Source organism: Lysobacter terrestris (genome assembly GCF_014489475.1).
Taxonomy (GTDB): domain Bacteria; phylum Pseudomonadota; class Gammaproteobacteria; order Xanthomonadales; family Xanthomonadaceae; genus Agrilutibacter; species Agrilutibacter terrestris.
The window spans coordinates 2,043,611-2,065,694 of the sequence record NZ_CP060820.1 but is presented as its reverse complement, the minus strand read 5'-3'; the positions used below and the strand labels follow the sequence as shown (position 1 = coordinate 2,065,694).

Sequence of the window (22,084 nt, the reverse complement as noted above, 5' to 3'; positions counted from 1 at the left end):
TCTGCCGGTCGGCCACCCCAGCGGAAGCTGAACGCGCTACGCGCCACGCGCGAATTCTCAGAAAGGATTAAGCGCGCCAGCCGCTAACTGCGCACAGCAGCCACCACGCAGGCAGACCGCAATGAACACCCGCATCCCGCTCCTCGGCCGCGCCACCGCGCTGGCCCTGGCGATCGTCCTGGCCAGCCCGGTGCTGGCGCGCGAACACGATCGCGGCACCGCCGAACAACAACGCGAAGACAAGCAGGACGACAACAAACAGGACAACAGCCGCCGCGACGAAGCACGCGGCAAGGGCCGCAAGGCGCACGAGGATGCGCAGCGCGCGGAAGCGGGGCGGCAGAACGAAGCGTTCGCGCCGTCGCGTCCGGATCGGCGCGCGCTGCAGGAACGCGAACGCGAGGCGGCGCGCGAACGCAACGACGCCCGCAATGATGCGCGTCAGGCCGACGTCACGCGCCAGCGCGAGCAGCAGGATGAAGCCCGAGACGCCCGCCAGCGCCAGGAAGAGGCCCGGCAGCGCGCGTCGGAACAGCGCCTGCAGGCCGAACGCCAGCGCGACGAGCACCAGCGCGAACTGCGCGAGCGCAACGCGCAGGCGCGTGACGTTCGCGAGCGCGACGCGGCCCAGCGCCAGGCCGCGCAGCACCGCGAACGCGAGCAGCAACCCGTATGGCGCGATATGGATCGCCGCGGACGCGACGACGCCAATGACCAGGCGCGCCGCGACGCCGAACAGCGCCAGGCCGATGCCCGCCGCGATGCCGAACGCGCCCGCCGCGAAGACGCCCGTCGCGACGCCGAACGCACGCATCGCGATGACGCCCACCGCGACGATGCCCGCCGTGACGCGCGCCTGTCGGAACAGGAGCGCAACCGCCGCATCGAGCTGCAGCAGCAGCGCACGGCGCAATACCGCCGCGAAGCACAGGCACGCCAGGCCGCCGAACGCAGCCGCATCAGCGCGCTCCAGCACGACCGCCGCATGCGCCAGTACCGCTACCAGCAGCAGTACTGGCAGGGCCAGCGCAACCTCAGCGACCGCTGGTACTCGCGCAACTACAGCTACTACAACGACCCGTACTACTACACGCCGCCGAGCTACCGCTACCTGCGCGCGGGGCGCTGGTACGAGGTCAACCGCTACTCCGCCGATCTCCTGCGCCAGGCCGTGCGCCTGGGCTACGACCAGGGCTATCGCGCCGGCGAAGCCGACCGTTACGACGGCTGGCGCTACGACTACCGCAACAACTTCGCCTACGCCGACGCCAACTATGGCTACTACGGCTATTACGTCGACCAGGCGGAGTACAACCACTACTTCCGCCAGGCCTTCCGCCGCGGCTACGAGGACGGCTATGGCCGCGGTTACCGCTACGGCCGCTACGACGACGGCAACTACGTGATCCTCGCGTCGGTGCTGCAGGCGATCCTCGGCCTGCAACCGTACTGAGCGACGCAGCCACGACCTCCGCGCCCGGCCCCACGCCGGGCGCGTTCGTTTGCGACGGCATTGGAACTGCGCGGTACTCGCGGTTGCGGCACGGGCTATCCTTGCCACCCGCCTGGCGCCGCCGCGCCAGCGCTCCACCCACGCCGAGAGTTCACGATGAATCTGCGCCTGGCTCCCCTGCTCTTCACCCTGCTGACCCTGGCCGCCTGCTCGCAACAGCAGGCGCCCGAAGCCGCCGCGCCTGCCACGCCGGCGCCGGCCGCCACCACGACTGTGCCGGCCGAGGCCGCGCCGGCCACCACCGCGCCCGTCGCGGCACCGGCCGCTGCCGAACCGGAAGCGCCGAACACCAATCCGGTCGTCGCGCCGCAAGGCCCCGCGCCCGTGGCCGGCACCGATTACGAGGAGATCGCCGGTGGCCAGCCGTACCAGCCGCTGGACGGCAAGGTCGAAGTGGTCGAAGTGTTCGGCTACGTGTGCCCGGCCTGCGCGAGCTTCCACCCGGCCGTGAGCGCCTGGGAGAAGAAGCTGCCGGCCGACGTCCGCTTCACCTATGTGCCGGCGCCGTTCGGTCCGGAATGGAATCCGTACGCGAAGTCGTTCTACGTCGCCGAGTCGATGGGCCTGGTCAAGCGCTCGCACGACGCGCTGATCAGCGCCATCCACGTGACCAACACCATGCCCGGTGAAGGCGACAAGCCCGACGAGAAGAAGATCGCGGAGTTCTACGCCGGCTACGGCGCGGACCCGGCGCAGTTCCTCGCCCAGATGAACAGCTTCGCGGTCAACACCAAGATCGCCCGCGGCAAGCAGTTCATGCTGCGCAGCGGCGTGTCGAGCACGCCCACGCTCGTCATCGACGGCAAGTACCGCATCACCGGCGGCAACAGCTGGGAAGACAAGCTGCGCATCGCCGACCACCTGATCGCCATGGAGCGCGCGGCCAGGAACGGCGGCTGATTTCGATCGAGTACGCTCCGCTCCAGTGCGCTCCGGCAGTTGCCGGAGCGCACATCGCCCGGCGCCGTCAGTGGCGCAGGGTGAGGGTCGAGGTCTGCACGGTGTTGCGCCCGCCCACGCGCTTGGCCTGCACCAGCTGCATCCACTGCACGATCCCGGTCGCGGCATCGACGCGGTAGCGCGCCGAGAAGTTCACATCGGTGTCTTCGAGCACCTTCGCGCGCGCGGCATCGAGTTCCGCCGTCGGCACCTTCCCGCCGCTGCGTTGCAGCAGCCGCGTCACCGCATCGGCCAGCACCGCGCTGCCCTTCTCCCGGTCCATGACCATGGTCCACTGGACCAGGTACCAGCCGTCCTGCGCATCGGGTTCCAGCAGCATCGTGTTGCGCATGGGGAAGGGAGCGCCGCCGAACGGATTGGGCCCCTCGTCGTCGTACGCGTACTCCTTGCCCGGCGCGAGTCCGCCGCCGCTGACGAAGTTGTAGCGCGAGGCCAGCGTGGCGACCAGGTTCTCCAGCGCCACCGGCGTGGTCAGCATATCGAGCATGCGGAGCATGCCCTTCTGCTCGGCCTTGGACAGCGGCCGCTTCGCCTCGGCGAACAACGCCTCCGTCGCGCGGTGCACGCCCGTGCGCGCCTTGCGCGACAGGTCGCCGATGTTGGCGACGGCGACGTAGGCGCCGTCGCGGTCGAGGCGCACGTCCAGCGGCAGGTCCTCCATTCCCTTCACCATCGCCGCCGCGGCGCGACGCACGGTTTCGTCGACGCCCTCGTCGCGCGTCTGCCCTTCGCGCCAGGTCCAGCGCTGGAGGTAGCCGTCACCACCGGCTTCGATGATCTCCACCGCGGCGATCGAGGTGCTGGTGCTGCGCGATTCGCTGCTGTCGTGGATCACCACCGTTTCGTTGACCTCGTCGTATTCGAGCCGGCGACCCTGCTGCCACGGCACGGGCCAGGTGACGGTGCGATCGGTGGTGACCGGGCCGTCCTTGCTGAATTCCTTGGCCTGCACGCCCCCTGGCAGCCCCACGCACAACGCCATGCCGCACAGCACGGCCCATCCCCACGCCATCTGCTTCACGTCCGTCCGATCCTCGCGCCCGATGCAGCGACGATGCCGGGATCGCGTGGTGTTTTCAACGCGCCGGTTCAACGCGCCGGCGGCGGCCGATCGGCGGCAACAAATCCTTACGGCGCATCCGCTACAACACGCCCGTCACACCGGGCCCGCTACAACCGCACGCACTGCAACCCGCACGTCCCGCGCCACCACGCCGTGACCGCAGCCCGACGCACACGGCGTTGATCAGGATGCCCACCACCCTCCAGAACAGGAGCGCTGCCATGACCGATCACGTCTACAAGTCGCTGGAACTCACCGGCTCGTCGAAGACCAGCAGCGACGACGCGATCCGCACCGCGATCGAGCGCGCGTCCATTTCGATGCGCAGCATCCGCTGGTTCCAGGTCATCGAGACCCGCGGCCACGTCGAGAACGGCAAGGTCGCGCACTGGCAGGTCACGCTGAAGGTCGGCTTTACCCTGGAAGAGTGAGGCGTCGGCGCGATGGCCATCGGGCGTAAGCTGCGGCCGCACGCAAGGACCTTCGTCGACAGGGATCGCCCACGCCAGGGGAAGCCATGCCTTCCAGCCATGTGACCGACGATGACGCCGCCAGCGCCATGGAAGCGCGCCTGGCCGAACTTGAAGCGGAAATGCCCAACCTCTACCTGCGCCACACCAGCGTCTTCGCGCTGGCGAGCGCGTGGGCCGAACGCCACGACGCGATCCTCGCCCTCGCTCCCGCGGACATGCGCGCCGAGGTGGAAACGCGCCTGGCCCGCATCGGCATCCGCTGGGGCGTGATGCCCGGCAGCCGCGTCACGGTCGAGTTCCGGGTCAGCGACGTTGAGGAACTCGCGCGCGCCCGCCGCCTGCGCCGGCCCTGACGCCTACGGCTGCACCTGCGCCATCAGCGCGAGCGGCCGGCCTTCGTTGTCCTTGAAGAACGCCATCCATTCCTCGGTGCCGTCGGCGTGGGTGTGGATCAGGTGCGGCGCGTGGGTGAACTCCACCCCGCGCGCGGCGAGCGCGGCGTGCGCCGCACGGATGTCAGCGACGCGGAAGTACAGCAGCGATTCCGCGCTGCCGCCGTCGCCTTCGGAAGGGCCACGCTCCGACAGGAACAGGCGCAGGCCATCGCAATCGAAGAAGGCGAGCTTGCCGAACGAATACAGGTGGGTGAGGCCGAGCACGTCGGCGTACCAGGCGCGGGCCGCGGCGATGTCCTTCACGCTGCGCGCGATCTGGCCGACGGGGCCCAGGGCGATCTCGGTGTTCATGCGGGTACTGCTCCGGTAAAGGGCGCTGTCGCGGCGCACGCCGTCCCAGGCGCGCAAGGCCACCCGATCGGCGAGGCCGAGCTTCTGCAGCGCGTTGGCGACGTGGTACTTCACCGCATCGACGCTGACGTGCAGGCGTCGCGCGATGGCGGGATTGCCCAGGCCGTGGCGCACCGCCTCGACCACGCGCCATTCCGCGGGCGTGAGCAGGTCGTCATGGCGCAGGCGGCCGCGGGCTCGGGTCATGCGCCAACGGTAGTCCCGCGCACGGCGAATTACCCTACCCGCCTGCCGGCAGGTCAGACCGGCAGCGCGGTGGTCTTCTTCACCGTGCGCAGCGCCAGCGTCGACTGCACGCGCACCACCCCGGGCAACTGGGTGAGGATCTCGGTGTGGATGCGCTCGAAGTCGGCCGAATCGGCATAGGCCACGCGCACCATGTAATCGGCCACGCCGGCGAGCAGGCAGCACTCGGTGACTTCCGGGTGCTGCTGGATCGCCGCCTCGAAGGCATCGAGCGCCGCGCGCCCTTGCTGGTCGAGCGTCACCAGCACGAAGGCGGTGCCCGGCAGGCCCGCCGCCTTCTCGTCGAGCAGCATCACGTAGCGCGAGATCAGCCCGGCTTCCTCCAGCAATTTGACCCGGCGCAGGCAGGCCGACGGCGACAGGTTGATCCGCTGCGCCAGCTCCATGTTGGTCAGCCGGCCGTCTTCCTGCAGCAGGCGGAGGATGGCGCGGTCGCGCTCGTCGATGGCCGGTTCCGGTGTTCGCATTTTGTTCGATCAATCCGCCTGTTCACGAACAACCATGCGACAAACGGCCCTCGGGATCAACAAAATTCGCGACAAAATGCGCAATCCTTCGTCCATACTCCCGCACCACAAAACGTCGGGACGGCCGACGCCCACCACCGGGAGATCCAGCTCATGCGTATCGGCGTACCCAAGGAAATCAAGAACCACGAGTACCGCGTCGGCCTCATTCCGTCGTCCGTGCACGAACTCGTGCACAACGGCCATGAAGTGCTGGTGCAGAAGGGCGCCGGCCTCGGCGCGGGCCTGTCCGACGCCGACTACGTCGCCGCCGGCGGCAAGATCATCGAGACCGCCGACGAAATCTTCGCCAACGCCGACATGATCGTGAAGGTGAAGGAGCCGCTGGCCGAGGAGCGCAAGAAGCTGCGCCCGGGCCAGATCCTCTTCACCTACCTGCACCTCGCCCCCGATGCCCCGCAGACCAAGGACCTGATCGACTCGGGCGCCGTCTGCATCGCCTACGAAACCGTCACCGCGCCGAACGGCTCGCTGCCGCTGCTGACCCCGATGTCGGAAGTCGCCGGTCGCCTCGCCCCGCAGGTCGGCGCGCATTCGCTGGAAAAGGCCCAGGGCGGCCGTGGCGTGCTGCTGGGCGGCGTGCCCGGCGTGCCGGCCGCGGAAGTCGTGATCCTCGGCGGCGGCGTGTCCGGCACGCATGCCGCGACGATTGCCGTCGGCATGGGCGCCAAGGTCACCGTCGTCGACCGTTCGGCCGACGCGCTCAAGCGCCTGGCCGCGCAGTTCGGCACCTCGATCTCTACGGTGTTCTCCACCCGCGCCGCGATCGAGGAACTGGTGCGCCGCGCCGACCTGCTGATCGGCACCGTGCTGGTGCCGGGCGCCGCCGCGCCGAAGCTGGTGACCAAGGAAATGGTCAAGACCATGAAGCAGGGCGCGGTGATCGTCGACGTCGCCATCGACCAGGGCGGCTGCGTGGAAACCTCGCACGCCACCACGCATGCGGACCCGACCTACGTCGTCGACGGCGTCGTGCACTACTGCGTGGCGAACATGCCGGGCGCGGTCGCGCGCACCTCGACCTTCGCGCTCAACAGCGTGACCCTGCCCTTCACCCTGGCGCTGGCCAACAACGGCTGGAAGAAGGCGCTGGCGCAGGACGTGCACCTGCGCAACGGCCTCAACGTCTGCGAAGGCAAGGTCACCTGCGAGCCGGTCGCGCAGGCGCACAACCTGCCGTACGTGTCGGCGGAGCAGGTCCTCGGCCTCTGAGCCACGCCGCCATCGCGGCAGCGGTATCGCGATGCAGGAAGGGACGGGCCATGCCTGTCCCTTCTTTTTTGCCGCCGCTTCGTGCTGCGCCGTGCGCTAACCGCGCGCGATGAAATCCGCCACCAGCCCCAGCACCTCGTCCGGGCGCTCGCGGTGCGGCACGTGCCCGCACTGCTTCATCACTGCCAGCTGCGCCGGTACGGACACGCCATGGGCGATGCGTTCGGGGAATGCCACCGAACCATAGTCGTCGCCGTCGCCGTGGATCGCGAGCACGGGGCAACGCACCTGCGACAGCCAGGCATCGAGGCTCCAACCGGCGAAGCGCGGATCCAGCCAGACCTCGGTCCACGCCTCCAGCACCCAGCGCGCGCGCTCGCCGTGCCAGCGCGCCAGCCGCGCGAAGTGCGCCGCATCCGCGAACTGCGCCTTGGCCGTGCGGATGCCGTCCAGCGTGCGCGCCTCGACGAAGGCCTACGCGGATTCGGTCACCAGGAAGCGGCAGCTGTCGGCGTGCGTCGCCGCGATCACCACCGCCATCGCACCACCCACGCTGTGACCGAGCAGGCCGAAGTCGCCCAGCCCCAGTGCCGCGCGCAGGACTGGGAAGTGGCTGCGCGCCTCGTCGGCGATGAAGTCCAACGACGGGGCATCGTGGCGTGGCGTCGAACGTCCGAAGCCGGGCCGGTCGTAGGCGATGACCTCGCACTGCAGGCGCTCGGCCAGTCCTGCGGGAAAGTCGCGCCATTGTTCGACGCTGCCGAGCGAATCGTGCAGCAGCACGATGGGCACGCCGGTCACCGGCAACGCCGGCAACCAGCGGCGCACGAACGTGCGGCCTCCGGACACGTCCGCGAAGACGTCTTCGATGCGCAGGGAAGTCATGCGGGATGGATCTGGCAGCGATGCGACAACCCTATCGCGATCGTCACGCCGGCCGCCGCTACTCCATGCCCGCCGCATCGACCGGTGCAAATCGTCGCACCGTGCGGCCCTCAATCGACACGTTCCCGACGAACATCGCATACGGGCGCACCCACAACCCGCCTTCGCCGTACAAGGCGCGGTACAGGACCAGCGGCTCGAGGGTTTCGCTGTGGCGCACCACCGCGACGACTTCGTAATCGTTGCCCTTGTAGTGGCGGTAGCGGCCCGGCGGCAGCACGGGCAATGCAGGCAGTGTCGACATGGGCGCAATGCTAACGGAACCGCGCTAGTGCAGGCATTCGCGCCACCTTCCTGCGCGCAGCTCCAGTCCGCATTGAAGCCGCGGAACATCGGATCGCGGCCCGCTTCCTTTACACACGTACCCAGGCTCCGTCGCAACGGCGCGGCGTAGCCTGCGTCCAACAGAACGCAGCCCTCGCGTTCGCGAGCACGGCCATGACGGCATCAACACACCGCGCACCACCACACCGCGCATTCACGACGCTCATCGCCCTCGCCCTCGCAGCCGGCGGCGCGCTCACCGGCTGCAGGATGAGCACCGCCGAGGCACGGGCCACGCAGGCGACCCAGCGCAACCGGCCGCACGCGCTGTCGCCGGCCCTGATCGAGCAGGGCCGGCAGATCTTCCGCTACGACACCTTCGGCGACGAACAGCAGTGGACCGATCGCCTGCGCATGCACGAAGTCGTGGAAACGGTGCCGCCGGTGACGGCGCTCGCCGTGGGCCTGAAGGTGGATGCCGATGCATTGCCGCCGGGCCTGCTCGCCAGCGCCGACCTCGACGATCCGGCCACCACGATCGCGCTGCTGAAGCTCGATGCCGTGATCGGACTGAAGGCGAGCATCAGCGCCGACAACCGCATCACCCGCCTGGGCATCACCTGCGCGCTGTGCCATTCCACCGTCGACGACTCGGCCGCGCCCGGCGTCGGCCACCGCCTCGATGGCTGGCCGAACCGCGACCTCGATCCGGGCGCGATCATCGCGCTCTCGCCCGCGGTGTCGGACGCCGCGAAGGCGGTCTACCGCAGCTGGGGACCGGGCCGGTACGACCCACGTTTCAGCATCGACGGCCTGAGCACGCCGCTGGTGCTGCCGCCGGCCTACGGCCTGCAGCACGTGCGCAACGAGACCTATACCGGCGACGGCCCGGTGGCGTACTGGAATGCCTACGTCGCGGTCACGCAGATGGGCGGCCACGGCAACTTCGCCGACCCACGCCTGGGCATCGACATCGTGCAGACGCCCGACCTGGTGACGCCGAAACTGCCGGCGCTGCGCGCCTACCAGCTCAGCCTGCACGCGCCGGTGCCGCCGGCCGGCAGTTACGACGCCATCGCCGCATTGCGCGGACGCGCCGTCTTCGCCAAGAACTGCAAGGGCTGCCACGTCAGCGCCACCGGCACCGACAACAACAGCGGCCGGCTGCACCTGCCCGGCGAAACCGGCATGGACGGCGCCTACGCCGCACGCACCGCGACCAAGGCCTACCGCACCACGCCGCTGCGCGGCCTGTGGCAACACCCGCCGTACTTCCACGACGGCAGCGCTGCGACGCTGGCCGACGTGGTCACGCACTACGACACCGCGCTCGGGCTGCGCCTGACGCCCGCGCAGCGCAGCGACCTGGTCGAGTACCTGAAGACGCTGTGAGGCGGCGCACCGTGGGCCCCGGGTAAGGCCGCAGGCCGCACCCGGGTTTGAATCCCGCGGCGTGACGAAAAGCTCCCGGGTGCGCTGCGCTTACCCGGGCTGCGTGTCCGGTTTGCGATGCCCCCATTTCCCAACGGCGCGGGTTTGCGTACACTTCGCGCCCTCCGCGGGAATAGCTCAGTTGGTAGAGCACGACCTTGCCAAGGTCGGGGTCGCGAGTTCGAGTCTCGTTTCCCGCTCCAGTTCAGTACGACGCCCCGCTTGCGGGGCGTTGTCGTTTCCAGCGCGCGCCAACACCGATGCGAACCCGGAGCAGCGCCGCTCACGCCCGCTTCGCGGCGAATCAGCGCCCGCCGGCAAGGTTGATGATCGTGGCCTGCATCACCGCGATCGTCTCCTGCCCGGAATCGCTCTCGCCGACCACTTCGCCCTGGCACACCGTCAGGGTCCTGCCCGCCTTGGTGACCCGGCCGATGGCGACGAAACGATCGGCGACCGCGGACCGCACGAAGTTGATCTTGAACTCGACGGTGAGCACGTCGCACTCCGCAGGCGCGACGGTCAGCGCGGCGTAACCGCAGGCGCTGTCGAGCACGCTGGTGAGCGCGCCGGCATGGATGTAGCCGTGCTGCTGCGACAGCTCCGGGCGCGGCAGCAGCGCAATCCGCACTTCGCCGGGCGCGATGTGCAGCAATTGCGCGCCCAGCGTCGTCATCAGACCTTGCGCGGCGAAGCTGCTGGCGATGCGTTCGTGCAGGCTGGACACGGCGGTTCTCCGGGGCGGTGCTAACGGGCGCCGTCGACCTCTCGCAGGAACTTCAGCAACCCGGCGAAGTAAGCGTCCTGGTCGTCGTAGAACGCCGCGTGGCTGCCGTTGCGCAGGTAGAGGTACTCGCCGTGCGGCAGGCGCTTGCTCATCATCTCCATCCACGCCGGATCCATCGTGTCGTACTTCGCGCCGATGACGAGCGTGGGAACGGTGATCCTGGCCAGCTCGCCGGTACGATCCCAGTCGGCGAGGACGCCGCCGGCGCCGAGCTCGCTCGGCCCCTGCATCGGCACGTAGACCTTGCGGTTCAGGTGCTTGACGAAACCGCGCAGCACCGGCTCCGGCCACTCGGCGATCGGACGGCGCAGGAAGTGCTGCTCGTAGTGCGGAACCAGCAGCTCCTCGAAGCGCGGGTTCGCGTAGTCCTTCGCCGCGTCGAGCCTGCGCAGTTCGGCGAGCGCCGCCGGATCGAGCTGCGGCATGAGCACGTCGTTCGCATACCGGTTGTACGCCGGAATGCTCGACATCATGTTGGAGATCACCAGGCCCTTGAGATGCTCCTGGTGCTTGAGCGCGTACTCCATCGCGAGGATGCCGCCCCACGAATGGCCAAGCAGGTAGAAGTTGTCCTTGTCCAGGCCGAGCGCTTGGCGCACCTGCTCCACTTCGTCGACGAAGCGATCGATCGCCAGCAACTTCGGATCGTCGGGTTGGTCGCTGTAGTAGGAACCGAGCTGGTCGTAGTAGTAGTACTCGACGCCCTCGGCGGGCAGGAACGAATCGAATACCTCGAACGGCTCGTGCGTGGCACCGGGCCCGCCGTGCAGCAACAGCACCTTGATGCGCGGATTGTTGCCGACACGCCGGGTCCACACGCGGAAGTCGCCGACCGGCGTGTGGATGGGGATCATGCGGACGCCGCCTTGCCAAGCGTCGGAACGGTTGGCGTTCGAGTGGTACCCACGCAGCGTGGGTGGGTCGGCGGCGAAGAGGGGGGAAACGAACAGCAGGCCGATCGATAGCGCGAACAGGAACCGGAACATGGGGTTCTCCGCAGGCGGTGCGTCGATGGAGTCTAGCGCCCCGGGCGCGGCCAGTTCGCACCGTGCATCAACCGCATCGCCGCCGCGCGGGCACATTCGCGGATGCAGGAGCGGACGCTAGACTCCGCCTCGGCCATGGCTTGTTCGCCAGGGACGATCCGGGCGCCTCGCGCCTCCACGCATCACAAGGGGAAGCAATCCATGAAGGTACGCATCACCGCGGCCACCGCCGCGTTCCTGTTCGCCGCCGGCATCGGCGTGGGCTTCGCCGCGCAGAAGCTGCGGCCGACGCCCGCCACCTACCACGAGAAGGCGCCGAAGGATGCCGCGCGCGCGCTGCTCGAGATGGCGCTGGTGCAGTCCGGCAAGAACGGCAGCTGGGAGCGCATCGGCGCGGGCCGCGTGTATTACCTGGGCGGCTTCAAGGCCGAAGGCCAGGCGATCTTCGACGCCCTGCTCAACGGCAAGCACGAGGACAGCGACGTCTACCGCATCGCCCGCGTGTACGCCGAAGCGGGCGAATGGGCCAAGGCCAAGCCGCTGTTCGACGGCTTCCTCGCCCGCAATCCCGACGACGGCAAGGGCCTGGCCGAAGTGGGCGCGCATTACCTGCTGCAGGGCGACCGCGCCACCGCCGAACGCCTGTTCGATCGCGCGCTCGAGATCGAGAACAACGATCCGTGGATGAGCGAGCACATGGCCGGCGCCTACCTGGGCGTGAAGCCGCAGGAGTAATCCTGCGCAGGGGAAGGGTCGGGTGCGCCCGGCCTTTCCCCGGGATTGTGGTTAAGGCGCTTCGAGCCAGGCCTGCGCGGCATGCAGTCCGGAAAAGCACTGGAACTCGAAGCCCAGCGCGGTCGTGTCGTCGCCCTTCGGCGCGGCATAGGGATGCGGCCGGCTGACGAACGCGACGCGGCACCCGGCGTATTCACCGGTCTGCCGCAAGGTTTCCTCGAACGGGACGCCGCCCTTGTCCAGCGGCGGCTCATGCCAGGCCGCGCTGAAGTTGATCAATATGCGGTCGAGCGTGCGGTTGGCGATCAGCGGCGCCACCAGCGCCAGCGTGTCCAGGCGATCCTGCACGCCGATGCCGCCGACGAACTTCATTTCCAGCCGGCGCGCTTCCGGAAAGATTCGGATGTCGCGAATCATGCCGGGCCCTGCACGAAGGCCGGGGATGAAGGACCGCAAACTTCCATGATGCTCGCCTGACGTACCCGGACTCGGGTGCGTCATGGTAGCAACCGCTGCCCCCGGCGGACGCAATGGCCCATGGCGCAGGCGAAAGCTTGAACCGGGCCGCCCCATCGGCGCCTGCACGGAAACCGGAACGCGCATCCGCCGCAGGCGTAATGCGTCGCCGCTCACTCATTGCGCCCCAGGCGGCCTAGCGCTTCCAGTCATCGCGAGGACCGTGCGGAAACCACGGCAGTGCATCGGTACGCCGCCGGCGAAGCAAGGGCGTGGCGGACAAGGGCGGCCAACCCTCACGCGTCACGACCTTCTGGGTTGCACGGGGCGCATCGGCAGCGTCAATCCGAAACACGCGCTTCAGCCGGAAGTTGAGCGATTGCAGTAGCGGGTTCATGTGTACTCCTTGAGCCACCAGAAAACGTAGCGAAGGGCGCGTTCGCCGCAATGTTGTTGCGCCTGGCAAGGGCTGCGGAAACGCGCGCCGGGAAAATCCAGGGACGGGCAACGGACGCGACCGAGGCCGTTGCGACGTTGCGTCGCAACCTGCGTGCGCCTGTCGGCGCGATCACCCGCGTGTTACAGGTTCGGCATCGACCCGCGCCGATGACGACCGCTCGTCAGCGCCACCACGCGCGACGCTCGTGCCGGGCGCCTCTTTCACCGCGCCGGCTGTATCCGTTGCATTGGTGGGCCAGGGCCCACCTGCGATAGATGTCGGTTAGGGCAGGCTCAAGCCCGCCTTATGCGGTTACGCGGTTGCAGCGGAACGACGTACCCTGCTCGCGACTCCCGCCCCTCGGGACCGGCCCATGCCCCCCAAAGCCACCCCCGAACGCCTGACGCTCTTCTCCGACGGCGTCTTCGCCGTCCTGATCACCATCCTGGTGCTGGAACTGCACCCGCCCGCGCAGCCGACCTACGCCGCACTGCTCGCGCTGTGGCCACGCTGGGTGAGTTACAGCATGAGCTACCTGTTCATCGCCATCGTGTGGATGAACCACCACTACCTGCTGCGGCATGCGCGCGAAGCCACGCCGCGCCTGCTGTGGACCAACTTCGCGCTGCTGTTCGCGATGTCGCTGGTGCCGCTGTCGACCGCGTGGATGGCGCAGAGCCGGCTGGCGCCCGCGCCGGTCTCGTTCTATGCGCTGGTCTTCATCCTGGTCAACGCGGCCTACCTGTGCCTGATCGAGGAGCTGATCGGCCGCGCTCCGGACGAAGCCGTTCCCGCCTGGGCGCGACTCCGGATGCGGCAACGCGCGGTGTTCACGCTGGCGTTGTTCGTGCTGGCGGCGCTGGTCGGATTGTTCGTCCCGCTCGCCGCGCTCGCGCTGTGCCTGGTGTGCCTGATCGTCTACCTCAGGCCCGGCCCGCCCGGTGCGTGATGCGCTGTCGGGTCGCCGCCCGACGCCCCTGCACACTACCCACGCTTCGGCGCAGCCCGCAGACAGGGCGGGGGCCGGTATCGTCCAATAGCCCTGCACCCATCACGCAACCTCATGGAGGAACGATGTCCGCGCTTTCCCTGTTTCTCGCCGCCGCTGGCGCGGCAGCCACGCCACCCGTTGCCGATCCGGCCACCATCGCCGCCATCGAGGCGACCTGCTTCGACTACGTGGACGGCCAGCTGGAAGCCGACCCCGAACGCGTTGCGCGCGCACTGCACCCGGACCTTGCCAAGCGCATGGTGCTGGGCGACACCCCGTACGAGCGGCTCGGCCTGCGTCGCATGGGCAAGGAGGAACTGGTCGGGCTGACCCGCGAGGGCGCGCTGAAGACGCCCAAGGAACAGTGGAGCCGCAGCTGCCGCGTACTCGACGTGATCGGCAACGCCGCATCGGTGCGACTGGAAACGCCGTGGTTCGTCGACTACTTCCACATGGGCCGGTTCGACGAGCGCTGGATCATCGTCAACGCGCTCTGGTACAGCAAACCGAAGTGATCCGAGGTAAACCGTAGCCCGGGTGAGGCGTAGCCGCACCCGGGGTTGAATCTCGCCGCGTTACGAAAAGCACCCGGATGTGCTTCGCTTACCCGGGCGACGCTGGCTTGATCCGAGGGCCGGATTCATCCACCACCGGATGACCCGCACAGCGAGGGGCATCGTGGCGCCGGTCCTTGCCCGGTGCTATCAATGACCGGGCGTGCTTGTTCCGGGAGTCGCTCGCCGATGGAGACCCCGAACTTCCTGATTGGATTGGCAGCAGTCTGCCTGTTGGGATTTGCCACCCAGCGCGGCGGCACCTGTGCCGTCGCGTCCATCGTCGAGCTCGTGAGCGAACGCCGTCCGGGCCGACTGCTTGCGCTGATCGAAGCGTCGGTCCTGGTCGGTGGCGGGCTTGTGCTCCTGAGCGCATTGGGGCTTCTGCCCATCATTCCGCGCGGCTATGCCACCAGCGCAGCCACGGTCGCCGGCGGCGTCGTGCTCGGCATTGGCGCGTTCTGCAATCGCTCCTGCGCCATTGGCACGATTGCGCGCATCGGGTCAGGCCAATGGGCCTATCTGGCTACCCCGATCGGATTCTTCCTCGGCAGCCTGGCGATGTCGCGCATGGCCGCACCCGAGCACCTCGCCGGGAAATCCCTTGTTCTTGATGCCCCAGGCTGGGTGGCGATCGTGTGCATCCTGATCCTGGCACTCCGGCTGGCAACCCACGGATGGCGTGCCTGGCGGACAGGTCACGGTCCCTTGCGTTACTTCTGGTCCCCGCATGTCGCGACGTCAATCAGCGGAGTCGCGTTCCTGGTCGTACTTCTGACGGTAGGCGGTTGGACCTATACCGAGACGCTCGGCGAGCTTGCGCGTGGCAGGCCCTTCGACACGATGCGGGCGTCGCTGCTGTTGGTCGCACTGATGGCCGGCGCTGTACTGGGGGGCTGGACGGTTGGTTTGAGACCCAAGGTGCCGACAGCAGCCCGGACCGGACGCTGTCTTGTCGGGGGAGGTCTCATGGGAATCGGTGCCGCGTTGATTCCCGGCGGCAGCGATGGCCTGGTCTTCGTCGGCATGCCACTGCTATGGCCGTACGCCTGGCTCTCCTTCGCGAGCATGTGCGTGACCATCTACGTTGCGGTCCTACTCGCACGTCCACGCTGACGACTGGCGGGGTAAGGCCGCAGGCCGCGCGAAAAGGGGAAGGAAAGCCATCCCAGACCCCTAGGCTGGCTCACGCCAGAAGGTCACCTGGGTTCGGACCAAACGCCTCGCGCAATGCGTGTTCGTCATCGACGAGCGCAGCGTGCATGCGTTCCGCCGATAGCGGGCGCACCACCCAACTCACCTTTACGCGACCCAGGCCCGCTTCGACCAGCGGAATGGCGAGGAAGTACGAGGGCCCGGGGCCGACGCAGTACCAGAAGGAATCGGAAATGTGCCGTGGCCCGACCGGGAGGTTGAAGACATCGTCGTAGATGAAGGGAACGCCCTGCTTGTAGACCTTGATCACGCGCATTGCGTCGCCGCCTGCGACGCCGCCGGGCGTGGTGAAGCGCAGCGCGAGGAAGGTGTTGCGCAGCTCGCGCTTGACCCGCTTGCGCCCCTCCAGCGTCTGGTAGATGACCAGTGCCAGAAACACCGGCATCAGCAGGATTGGCAACAATTCCATGGTCACCCAAGCGTCGTCGTCGCGGTAAAGGTAGTGGACCGCATCCGGCCGAATCAACGGGGTTCGCGTCCGCTAGTGTCGGGCGGACAATCAGTAAAAAGGGTCAGGTTCATTTATAGCCGACGCGAAAATGAACCTGACCCCTTTATTTGGGTGTTTAAGCATGGACGCTGCCCCTTTTACCCTTACGGATTGACGCCGTAACGCGCGTAACGCTCGCGGATGCCAGGCTCCAACGACAACGCCTGAGCGATGTCGGCGTCCGCCCCCTGCTCGCCCAATGCTTGCTTTGACAAGCCGCGAACGTAATAGGACGACGCCGCACGAGGGTTCTGTTGAAGGGAGGCGTCGTAACTCTCGATGGATTCGCGATATTCAGCGCGCCGGAAATGCACAAAACCTCGGGTATTGAGTGTATTGGCGAGGTCATCGCCGCCCGCTTCGACGCCGGCATTGCAGTCGGCCAGTGCAGCATCCAGATCGATGTTCAGCACGGCGCGGGACCAGCACCGACCATTAAGCGCAAACGCATTGTTCGGTTGCAGCTTCAACGCGCGGTCAAAGTCCGGAATCGAGCGCTCGAACTCGCCCTTGTCCGAGAAGGCCTTGCCGCGGTTGGTATACGAGTCAACCAAAGAGGGATCGCCATCGATGGACACGGTGAAATCGGCAATGGCGCCATCGAGATCGCCCTTCATGCCGCGCACGGCACCGCGCAGGCCGTAGACCCGCGCATCACTGGGCAGCAATTGCATGGCCTCGTTGAGATCGGCAAGTGCCAGATCCTGAGCGCCGGTCATAAAGTAAGCGGAGGCGCGATTGAACCGCGCGCTTCCCAGCGATTTGCCCGTGATTTCCCCGGACTCAATCAATACCGAACAAGCCGCAATCGCCTTCTGCGGCGTGCTGGCGTCGGCACAGGCCTCAACTTTCGCGGCCGTTGCACTACCCGGTCCGACGCAGCCAGCAGTGCAAAGCATGATCAGGCCAAGCGCGTTGCGAAAACTCATCTGACTCCCCAAAAAATAGTGTGATGATTTCAATGCTGGCTCAGCGCCTACGGAAAAAGTCGACTCTGACCCCTGTTTTGCGGGCAGTTCTTCCTGATCAGCAGTAAAAATGGTCAGGTTCATTTACAGCCGACGCGTAAATGAACCCGACCCTTTATTTCCGAGCTACGGCGACCGCGCATCAATAGCGAAAATGCTCCAAGCATATTTCCCTTGCCAGTCCATCCAAATCAGGAAACAAGGAGAACTCTGAAATACCAGACATCCTCAAGAATCGCCACGCATCTTCATGCAATGACTTGGGGATAACGAACTTCCTGACCAGTTTCGGATGAAGCTCATCCAGAGGTCTGTCCAGGACGCCATGTAGCGTAAACCCCCCTTGCTGCCTGTCTATTCTTGGGTTGTGCCGCGCTGGACTGATTGCAACAACGTCGTACTCAAAGGCCTTGGTATCGCTAATGAAATAATCGCTGTACTCACCGCCGAGCTCGAACGGCATCGGCACCGTTGCGCTATTCCAGCAGGCTTCGTTGAACTCGAATGGGTTCAAGACCCATACAGCAGCATCCGCTGTTGAGTCCTTCAGGGCAAAGTACAGAGCAACACCCAAGGTGTTCGACCAATCCAGCAAACGCGTTGGTATGCCGTGGTGCTGCATCGTTAGCAGCGTTTCCCACGAGGATGCCGATTTCAGGAGCCCGCCGGCCCGCGTCACAAAATCAAAATATGCAATCTGCTCGAGAACATCTGATCTGTTCACATTTTGACGAGCAAGGCCAGGCTTGAGCGGCCAGCTAGCGTCCCGCTGCCCGCGATAGAAGACAGGGTCACTACCCACGGCTCCTACTGTCGAGGACAGTTCTTGATACAGATCCAACCAACTCTGCCCAGGGTTCTTGGCCATCGGAATCCTGCACCTCAAAGAAAAGGGCCAGATCCAGAAGGAACCTGACCCTCTCAGACGTCTCGAATCAACTACTCACCCGCACTTGCTATACCCACAATTCAAGCAAGTCGCGCACCCATCCATGATCACCACCGCCTTGGTGGAGCACTTGTGGCACATGGTCGCCGACGGCGGGAACGACGCACCCTCGCCGGTGACTTCGATGACTTCCTCGGTGCGGGCGTCGACGTCGGCGCTCATGGCGCCGCCCATCTCGCCGGCGGTGACTACTTCAGACTTTTTTTTTGCGCGGTCTTCGTAGGCCTTGCGCTTCTCGTTGATGAGGGCGCGGGTGGCGTCGCTCATTTCCGGGTCGTGCATCAGGCCGATCGACTTGAGGTGCTCTTCGACCACGGCGCCGATCTCGGCGACCAGGGACGGCATGTACACGCCGCCGGCCTTGAAGTAGCCGCCGCGCGGGTCGAACACGGCGCGCATCTCGTCGACCAGGAAGGTGACGTCGCCGCCCTTGCGGAACACGGCGGACATGATGCGGGTCAGGGCGACGATCCACTGGAAGTGGTCCATCGACTTGGAATTGATGAAGACCTCGAACGGGCGGCGCAGTTCGTGCTCGGTGCCCGGGTTGAGGACGATGTCGTTGATCGTCACGTACATGGCGTGTTCGACCAGCGGCGTCTTGATCTTGTAGGTGGAGCCGATCAGCACTTCGGGGCGCTCGACGCGCTCGTGCATCTGGATGACGTCGGCCATGGGCTTGGCTTCGGCCTCGGCGGCGATGCGCGAGACGGATTCGGCCTTGACCGCTTCCTTGGCCTTGTCGTCGGCGGTGACGACGGCGTAACCCTTGATTTTCTTGTTGATCTTGACGGTCATCGACGTGGTTCCTGGTGTTGCGTGGGGGCGCGCGTGGTCGCGGCGCCAAGTGGTTCAGTGCGGTGACCGCGCCCGCGTGGGGCGCGGTCACCAATCGGGGCTTTCTGTTCTGGTTGCTGCGTGTTTCTGGTGATGCGTGTTGCGGTGCCGCTTACTTCCTGCGGGCGACTTTCTTCGCGGCCTTCTTTGCCGGCCGCTTGGTCGCCTTCTTCACTGCCTTCTTCGCCGCCTTCCTGGCGGGTGCCTTGCGCGTGGCGGCCTTCTTCGTCGCCTTGCGTGCGGTCTTCTTGACGGCCTTCTTCGCTGCCTTCTTGGCGACCTTCTTCGTCGCCTTCTTGGCGGCCTTCTTTGCCGTCTTCTTCGTGGCCTTCTTGGCAGCCTTCTTGGCAGCCTTCTTGCCGGTGACCTTGGCCTTCAGGGCGCTGGCTTCCTTCTTCGCCGCGGCGGAGGCGGAAGCGAGCTTCTTCTTGGCCTTGCTCACGGCCTTGCTGGCGGCCTTCTTCGCCTGCGTGGCTGCCTTCCTGGCCTTGCTGGCGCGCTTCTTCACCGCCTTGGCCACGGCGGTGTTGGCGATGGCCTCGCCAACGTTGGATGCGGTTTCCTTCACCGCTTCGGCGGCCTGGGACAGGGTCGCGGTCACTCCATTCCCGTTGCTCATGTGCCCTCCTCGCGGGCGCTATGCCTTGCTGGTTTTATCGGGACAAACAATCGGTACTGCGGTGTTGCGAAATCGATCCTATACCTGCGGCGGGTTGTTGTGCCGGGCGCTTCGCTCGCGCCTGCGGCGCTCGCCCCTCATCCGCCCTTCCCTCAGCGAGCTGTCGCTCGCCTCGACCTTCTCCCCGCTAGCGGGGAGAAGGGAAGCAAGGCGTCAGAACTTGCCGTAATAGCCTTCCTTGAGCGCGTCGAACAGGTTGGCGGCGGTGTGCATCTCGCCGTCGTATTCGATCTGCTCGTTGCCCTTGACCTCGATCACGCTGCCGTCTTCGAGCTCGAAGCGGTAGGTGGTGTTCTCCAGGTCGGCTTCCTTCACCAGCACGCCCTGGAAGGCGGCCGGGTTGAAGCGGAAGGTGGTGCAGCCCTTCAGGCCCTGCTGGTGGGCGTAGCGGTAGATGTCCTTGAAGTCCTCGTACGGGTAGTCCGTGGGGACGTTCGCGGTCTTGGAGATCGAGGAGTCGACCCACTTCTGCGCGGCGGCCTGGACGTCGACGTGTTCCTTCGGGGTGATGTCGTCGGCGGAGATGAAGTAGTCGGGCAGCTTGGCCTCGGCTTCCTCGCTGAACGGCATCGCCTTGGCGTTGACCAGCTCGCGGTAGGCGAGCAGCTCGTAGGAATAGACGTCGACCTTTTCCTTGGTCTTCTTGCCTTCGCGGATCACGTTGCGGCTGTAGTGGTGCGCGAACGACGGCTCGATGCCGTTGGAGGCATTGTTGGCCAGCGACAGCGAGATGGTGCCGGTCGGGGCGATCGAGCTGTGGTGGGTGAAGCGGGCGCCGACTTCGGCGAGCTCGTCCACCAGTTCCGGGGCGACCGAGGCGATGCGCTGCATGTAGCGGCTGTAGCGCGCGTGCAGGGTCTTGCCTTCGATTTCCTGGCCGATCTTCCAGCCGTCCTTCACCATTTCCGGACGCTTGCGCAGCATCTCGGCGGTCACGGCAAAGCGCTCGTCCATGATCGGGGCGGCGCCCTTTTCCTTGGCCAGCGACAGGCCCATTTCCCAGCCGGCCACGGCCATGTCGCGGGCGATGCGGTCGGTGAAGTCGCACGACTCCTTGGAGCCGTACTTCATCTTCAGCATGGTCACGGTCGAACCCAGGCCGAGGAAGCCCATGCCGTGGCGGCGCTTGCGCATGATCTCGTTGCGCTGCTGCTCCAGCGGCAGGCCGTTCACTTCGACCACGTTGTCGAGCATGCGGGTGAACACGCGCACGACTTCCTTGTATTCCTCCCAGTCGAAGGCGGCCTTGTCGGTGAACGGGTCGCGCACGAACTTGGTGAGGTTCACCGAGCCCAGCAGGCAGGCGCCGTACGGCGGCAGCGGCTGCTCGCCGCAGGGGTTGGTCGCGCGGATCGACTCGCACCACCAGTTGTTGTTCATCTCGTTGACGCGGTCGATCAGGATGAAGCCCGGCTCGGCGTAGTCGTACGTCGAGACCATGATCATGTCCCACAGGTGCCGCGCGCGGATGTGGCCGTAGATCTTGCAGGCGACCAGGCCGTCGTCGCGGACGATGTAGTTGCGGTGGGTCGGCCAGTCGCGCCAGACCACCTGCTCGGCGTCGGCCAGGTCGATGTCGCCCTGTTCCTTCTCGTTGACCGGGAACACCAGCGGCCAGTCGGCATCAAGGTTCACCGCGTCCATGAAGCCGTCGGTGATCAGCAAGCTCAGGTTGAACTGGCGCAGGCGCCCGTCTTCGCGCTTGGCGCGGATGAAGTCCTTCACGTCCGGGTGCGACACGTCGAACGTGCCCATCTGCGCGCCGCGGCGGCCACCGGCCGACGACACGGTGAAGCACATCTTGTCGTAGATATCCATGAAGGACATCGGGCCGGAGGTGTACGCGCCGGCACCGGCGACGAACGCGCCGCGCGGACGCAGCGTCGAGAACTCGTAGCCGATGCCGCAGCCGGCCTTCAGGGTCAGGCCCGCTTCGTGGACCTTCTCGAGGATGCCGTCCATCGAGTCCTCGATGGTGCCGGACACGGTGCAGTTGATCGTCGAGGTGGCGGGCTTGTGCTCCAGCGCACCGGCGTTCGAGGTGATGCGGCCGGCCGGGATCGCCCCGCGGCGCAGCGCCCAGACGAAGCGCTCGTACCAGTAGGCCTGCTTCTCGGAGTTCGGCTCGGCCTCGGCCAGGGCCTTGGCGACGCGCTGGTAGGTGGCGTCGATGTCGGCGTCCACGGCAGCGCCGGACTTGGTCTTCAGCCGGTACTTCTTGTCCCAGATGTCCTGGGACGCCGGCTGCATCGGAATTTCCTGCTCGGCCATGGGGGTCTTGACTGCCTCGAGGCGCACCGTGCTCATGCCTGTCCTGTCTCCTTGAATCGGGGACCGGAATGGCACCGGCCGCCCATGTTGTTCTTATGGTTGTGTGTTGCTCGTCACATCACCCCACGACGCCGACGGCCTGGCGCGCGATCGATGCCCTGAGGTGTTCCCGTGGTGCGGGATCCGGATCGCGTCGCGCTGCTGCGGCTGTTGTGTTTTCGTGGGTCTTCGGGCCGTCTGCCGACCCGGTCTGCTCCTGCCGGACGCCGCTCCCCTGCGTCTACCGG

Annotated in this window: 27 protein-coding genes and 1 tRNA gene; 11 read left to right on the top strand and 17 right to left on the bottom strand. The window is 66.6% G+C overall.

What is annotated here, in order from left to right; all coding sequences use genetic code 11:
* Positions 1 to 67 precede the first annotated feature (67 nt).
* On the bottom strand, positions 68 to 976 hold the full coding sequence (locus H8B22_RS09495; RefSeq protein ID WP_187711192.1) for a hypothetical protein: 909 nt from the start codon (positions 974 to 976) through the stop codon (positions 68 to 70).
* 9 nt (positions 977 to 985) lie between these two features.
* Between H8B22_RS09495 and H8B22_RS09490 the strand changes: the two genes are divergently transcribed.
* Entirely contained in the window at positions 986 to 1,453 is a 468-nt protein-coding gene (locus H8B22_RS09490) for a hypothetical protein (protein ID WP_187711191.1), read from the top strand.
* A gap of 156 nt (positions 1,454 to 1,609) precedes the next feature.
* Complete coding sequence (locus H8B22_RS09485; RefSeq protein ID WP_187711190.1) at positions 1,610 to 2,413, top strand: thiol:disulfide interchange protein DsbA/DsbL; 804 nt, start codon at positions 1,610 to 1,612, stop codon at positions 2,411 to 2,413.
* Positions 2,414 to 2,480: 67 nt separating this feature from the next.
* On the opposite strand, the gene H8B22_RS09480 is transcribed toward H8B22_RS09485, so the two are convergent.
* Positions 2,481 to 3,494 (bottom strand): hypothetical protein, encoded by a 1,014-nt coding sequence (locus H8B22_RS09480; protein ID WP_187711189.1) that lies wholly within the window; start codon positions 3,492 to 3,494, stop codon positions 2,481 to 2,483.
* A gap of 263 nt (positions 3,495 to 3,757) precedes the next feature.
* On the opposite strand from H8B22_RS09480, the gene H8B22_RS09475 reads away from it, so the two are divergent.
* A complete protein-coding gene (locus tag H8B22_RS09475) occupies positions 3,758 to 3,967 on the top strand; it encodes a dodecin (RefSeq protein WP_187711188.1) in 210 nt (69 codons plus the stop codon).
* Positions 3,968 to 4,053: 86 nt separating this feature from the next.
* Positions 4,054 to 4,362, top strand: a complete 309-nt coding sequence (locus H8B22_RS09470; protein WP_187711187.1) for a hypothetical protein — start codon at positions 4,054 to 4,056, stop codon at positions 4,360 to 4,362.
* Positions 4,363 to 4,365: 3 nt separating this feature from the next.
* On the opposite strand, the gene H8B22_RS09465 is transcribed toward H8B22_RS09470, so the two are convergent.
* Positions 4,366 to 5,001 carry a VOC family protein gene (locus H8B22_RS09465; RefSeq protein WP_187711186.1) on the bottom strand — a complete coding sequence of 212 codons (636 nt, stop codon included), beginning with the start codon at positions 4,999 to 5,001 and terminating at the stop codon, positions 4,366 to 4,368.
* 53 nt (positions 5,002 to 5,054) lie between these two features.
* On the bottom strand, positions 5,055 to 5,528 hold the full coding sequence (locus tag H8B22_RS09460; RefSeq protein ID WP_187711185.1) for an Lrp/AsnC family transcriptional regulator: 474 nt from the start codon (positions 5,526 to 5,528) through the stop codon (positions 5,055 to 5,057).
* 153 nt (positions 5,529 to 5,681) lie between these two features.
* On the opposite strand from H8B22_RS09460, the gene ald reads away from it, so the two are divergent.
* A complete protein-coding gene (ald, locus tag H8B22_RS09455) occupies positions 5,682 to 6,800 on the top strand; it encodes an alanine dehydrogenase (protein ID WP_187711184.1) in 1,119 nt (372 codons plus the stop codon).
* Positions 6,801 to 6,896: 96 nt separating this feature from the next.
* Here the strand turns inward: ald and H8B22_RS14755 are convergent, their stop codons facing one another.
* The 3 genes from H8B22_RS14755 to H8B22_RS09445 form a co-directional block, all read right to left on the bottom strand.
* Positions 6,897 to 7,163 (bottom strand): alpha/beta fold hydrolase, encoded by a 267-nt coding sequence (locus H8B22_RS14755; RefSeq protein ID WP_208456886.1) that lies wholly within the window; start codon positions 7,161 to 7,163, stop codon positions 6,897 to 6,899.
* Between the two features lie 111 nt (positions 7,164 to 7,274).
* Positions 7,275 to 7,685 carry an alpha/beta fold hydrolase gene (locus H8B22_RS14750; protein WP_208456885.1) on the bottom strand — a complete coding sequence of 137 codons (411 nt, stop codon included), beginning with the start codon at positions 7,683 to 7,685 and terminating at the stop codon, positions 7,275 to 7,277.
* A gap of 58 nt (positions 7,686 to 7,743) precedes the next feature.
* The gene (locus tag H8B22_RS09445; RefSeq protein WP_187711183.1) at positions 7,744 to 7,989 is read right to left on the bottom strand and encodes a DUF1653 domain-containing protein; all 246 of its coding nucleotides are present in this window, start codon (positions 7,987 to 7,989) and stop codon (positions 7,744 to 7,746) included.
* 290 nt (positions 7,990 to 8,279) lie between these two features.
* Between H8B22_RS09445 and H8B22_RS09440 the strand changes: the two genes are divergently transcribed.
* Positions 8,280 to 9,401, top strand: coding sequence for a c-type cytochrome (locus tag H8B22_RS09440; protein WP_208456884.1), 1,122 nt, complete (start codon positions 8,280 to 8,282; stop codon positions 9,399 to 9,401).
* Positions 9,402 to 9,567: 166 nt separating this feature from the next.
* Positions 9,568 to 9,643: transfer RNA gene (locus H8B22_RS09435), tRNA-Gly, on the top strand.
* A 101-nt stretch (positions 9,644 to 9,744) separates the two neighbouring features.
* Here H8B22_RS09435 and H8B22_RS09430 read toward each other — a convergent pair.
* Together H8B22_RS09430 and H8B22_RS09425 are read right to left on the bottom strand one after the other, a co-directional pair.
* Positions 9,745 to 10,167, bottom strand: a complete 423-nt coding sequence (locus H8B22_RS09430; RefSeq protein WP_187711181.1) for a PaaI family thioesterase — start codon at positions 10,165 to 10,167, stop codon at positions 9,745 to 9,747.
* 20 nt (positions 10,168 to 10,187) lie between these two features.
* The gene (locus H8B22_RS09425; protein ID WP_187711180.1) at positions 10,188 to 11,213 is read right to left on the bottom strand and encodes a proline iminopeptidase-family hydrolase; all 1,026 of its coding nucleotides are present in this window, start codon (positions 11,211 to 11,213) and stop codon (positions 10,188 to 10,190) included.
* A gap of 201 nt (positions 11,214 to 11,414) precedes the next feature.
* Between H8B22_RS09425 and H8B22_RS09420 the strand changes: the two genes are divergently transcribed.
* Positions 11,415 to 11,948 carry a tetratricopeptide repeat protein gene (locus H8B22_RS09420; protein WP_187711179.1) on the top strand — a complete coding sequence of 178 codons (534 nt, stop codon included), beginning with the start codon at positions 11,415 to 11,417 and terminating at the stop codon, positions 11,946 to 11,948.
* A 51-nt stretch (positions 11,949 to 11,999) separates the two neighbouring features.
* Here the strand turns inward: H8B22_RS09420 and H8B22_RS09415 are convergent, their stop codons facing one another.
* Both H8B22_RS09415 and H8B22_RS09410 read right to left on the bottom strand, forming a co-directional pair.
* A complete protein-coding gene (locus tag H8B22_RS09415) occupies positions 12,000 to 12,365 on the bottom strand; it encodes a hypothetical protein (protein WP_187711178.1) in 366 nt (121 codons plus the stop codon).
* Positions 12,366 to 12,600: 235 nt separating this feature from the next.
* Positions 12,601 to 12,801, bottom strand: coding sequence for a hypothetical protein (locus H8B22_RS09410; protein ID WP_187711177.1), 201 nt, complete (start codon positions 12,799 to 12,801; stop codon positions 12,601 to 12,603).
* Between the two features lie 415 nt (positions 12,802 to 13,216).
* Between H8B22_RS09410 and H8B22_RS09405 the strand changes: the two genes are divergently transcribed.
* The 3 genes from H8B22_RS09405 (at position 13,217) to H8B22_RS09395 (ending at position 15,504) form a co-directional block, all read left to right on the top strand.
* Positions 13,217 to 13,792, top strand: coding sequence for a TMEM175 family protein (locus H8B22_RS09405; protein ID WP_187711176.1), 576 nt, complete (start codon positions 13,217 to 13,219; stop codon positions 13,790 to 13,792).
* Positions 13,793 to 13,917: 125 nt separating this feature from the next.
* Complete coding sequence (locus H8B22_RS09400) at positions 13,918 to 14,349, top strand: nuclear transport factor 2 family protein (RefSeq protein ID WP_187711175.1); 432 nt, start codon at positions 13,918 to 13,920, stop codon at positions 14,347 to 14,349.
* A 228-nt stretch (positions 14,350 to 14,577) separates the two neighbouring features.
* Positions 14,578 to 15,504 carry a YeeE/YedE thiosulfate transporter family protein gene (locus H8B22_RS09395; protein ID WP_208456883.1) on the top strand — a complete coding sequence of 309 codons (927 nt, stop codon included), beginning with the start codon at positions 14,578 to 14,580 and terminating at the stop codon, positions 15,502 to 15,504.
* Positions 15,505 to 15,574: 70 nt separating this feature from the next.
* Here H8B22_RS09395 and H8B22_RS09390 read toward each other — a convergent pair whose 3' ends face one another.
* From H8B22_RS09390 to H8B22_RS09365, 6 genes are all read right to left on the bottom strand, one after another.
* A complete protein-coding gene (locus H8B22_RS09390; protein WP_187711174.1) occupies positions 15,575 to 16,018 on the bottom strand; it encodes a hypothetical protein in 444 nt (147 codons plus the stop codon).
* A gap of 179 nt (positions 16,019 to 16,197) precedes the next feature.
* Positions 16,198 to 17,145, bottom strand: a complete 948-nt coding sequence (locus H8B22_RS09385; RefSeq protein ID WP_187711173.1) for a tetratricopeptide repeat protein — start codon at positions 17,143 to 17,145, stop codon at positions 16,198 to 16,200.
* Positions 17,146 to 17,203: 58 nt separating this feature from the next.
* Positions 17,204 to 17,929, bottom strand: coding sequence for an FRG domain-containing protein (locus H8B22_RS09380; RefSeq protein WP_187711172.1), 726 nt, complete (start codon positions 17,927 to 17,929; stop codon positions 17,204 to 17,206).
* Positions 17,930 to 18,004: 75 nt separating this feature from the next.
* Complete coding sequence (locus H8B22_RS09375; RefSeq protein ID WP_187711171.1) at positions 18,005 to 18,808, bottom strand: TSCPD domain-containing protein; 804 nt, start codon at positions 18,806 to 18,808, stop codon at positions 18,005 to 18,007.
* A gap of 151 nt (positions 18,809 to 18,959) precedes the next feature.
* On the bottom strand, positions 18,960 to 19,466 hold the full coding sequence (locus H8B22_RS09370) for a hypothetical protein (protein ID WP_187711170.1): 507 nt from the start codon (positions 19,464 to 19,466) through the stop codon (positions 18,960 to 18,962).
* A 213-nt stretch (positions 19,467 to 19,679) separates the two neighbouring features.
* Positions 19,680 to 21,833, bottom strand: a complete 2,154-nt coding sequence (locus H8B22_RS09365) for an adenosylcobalamin-dependent ribonucleoside-diphosphate reductase (RefSeq protein ID WP_187711169.1) — start codon at positions 21,831 to 21,833, stop codon at positions 19,680 to 19,682.
* Between the last annotated feature and the right edge of the window lie 251 nt (positions 21,834 to 22,084).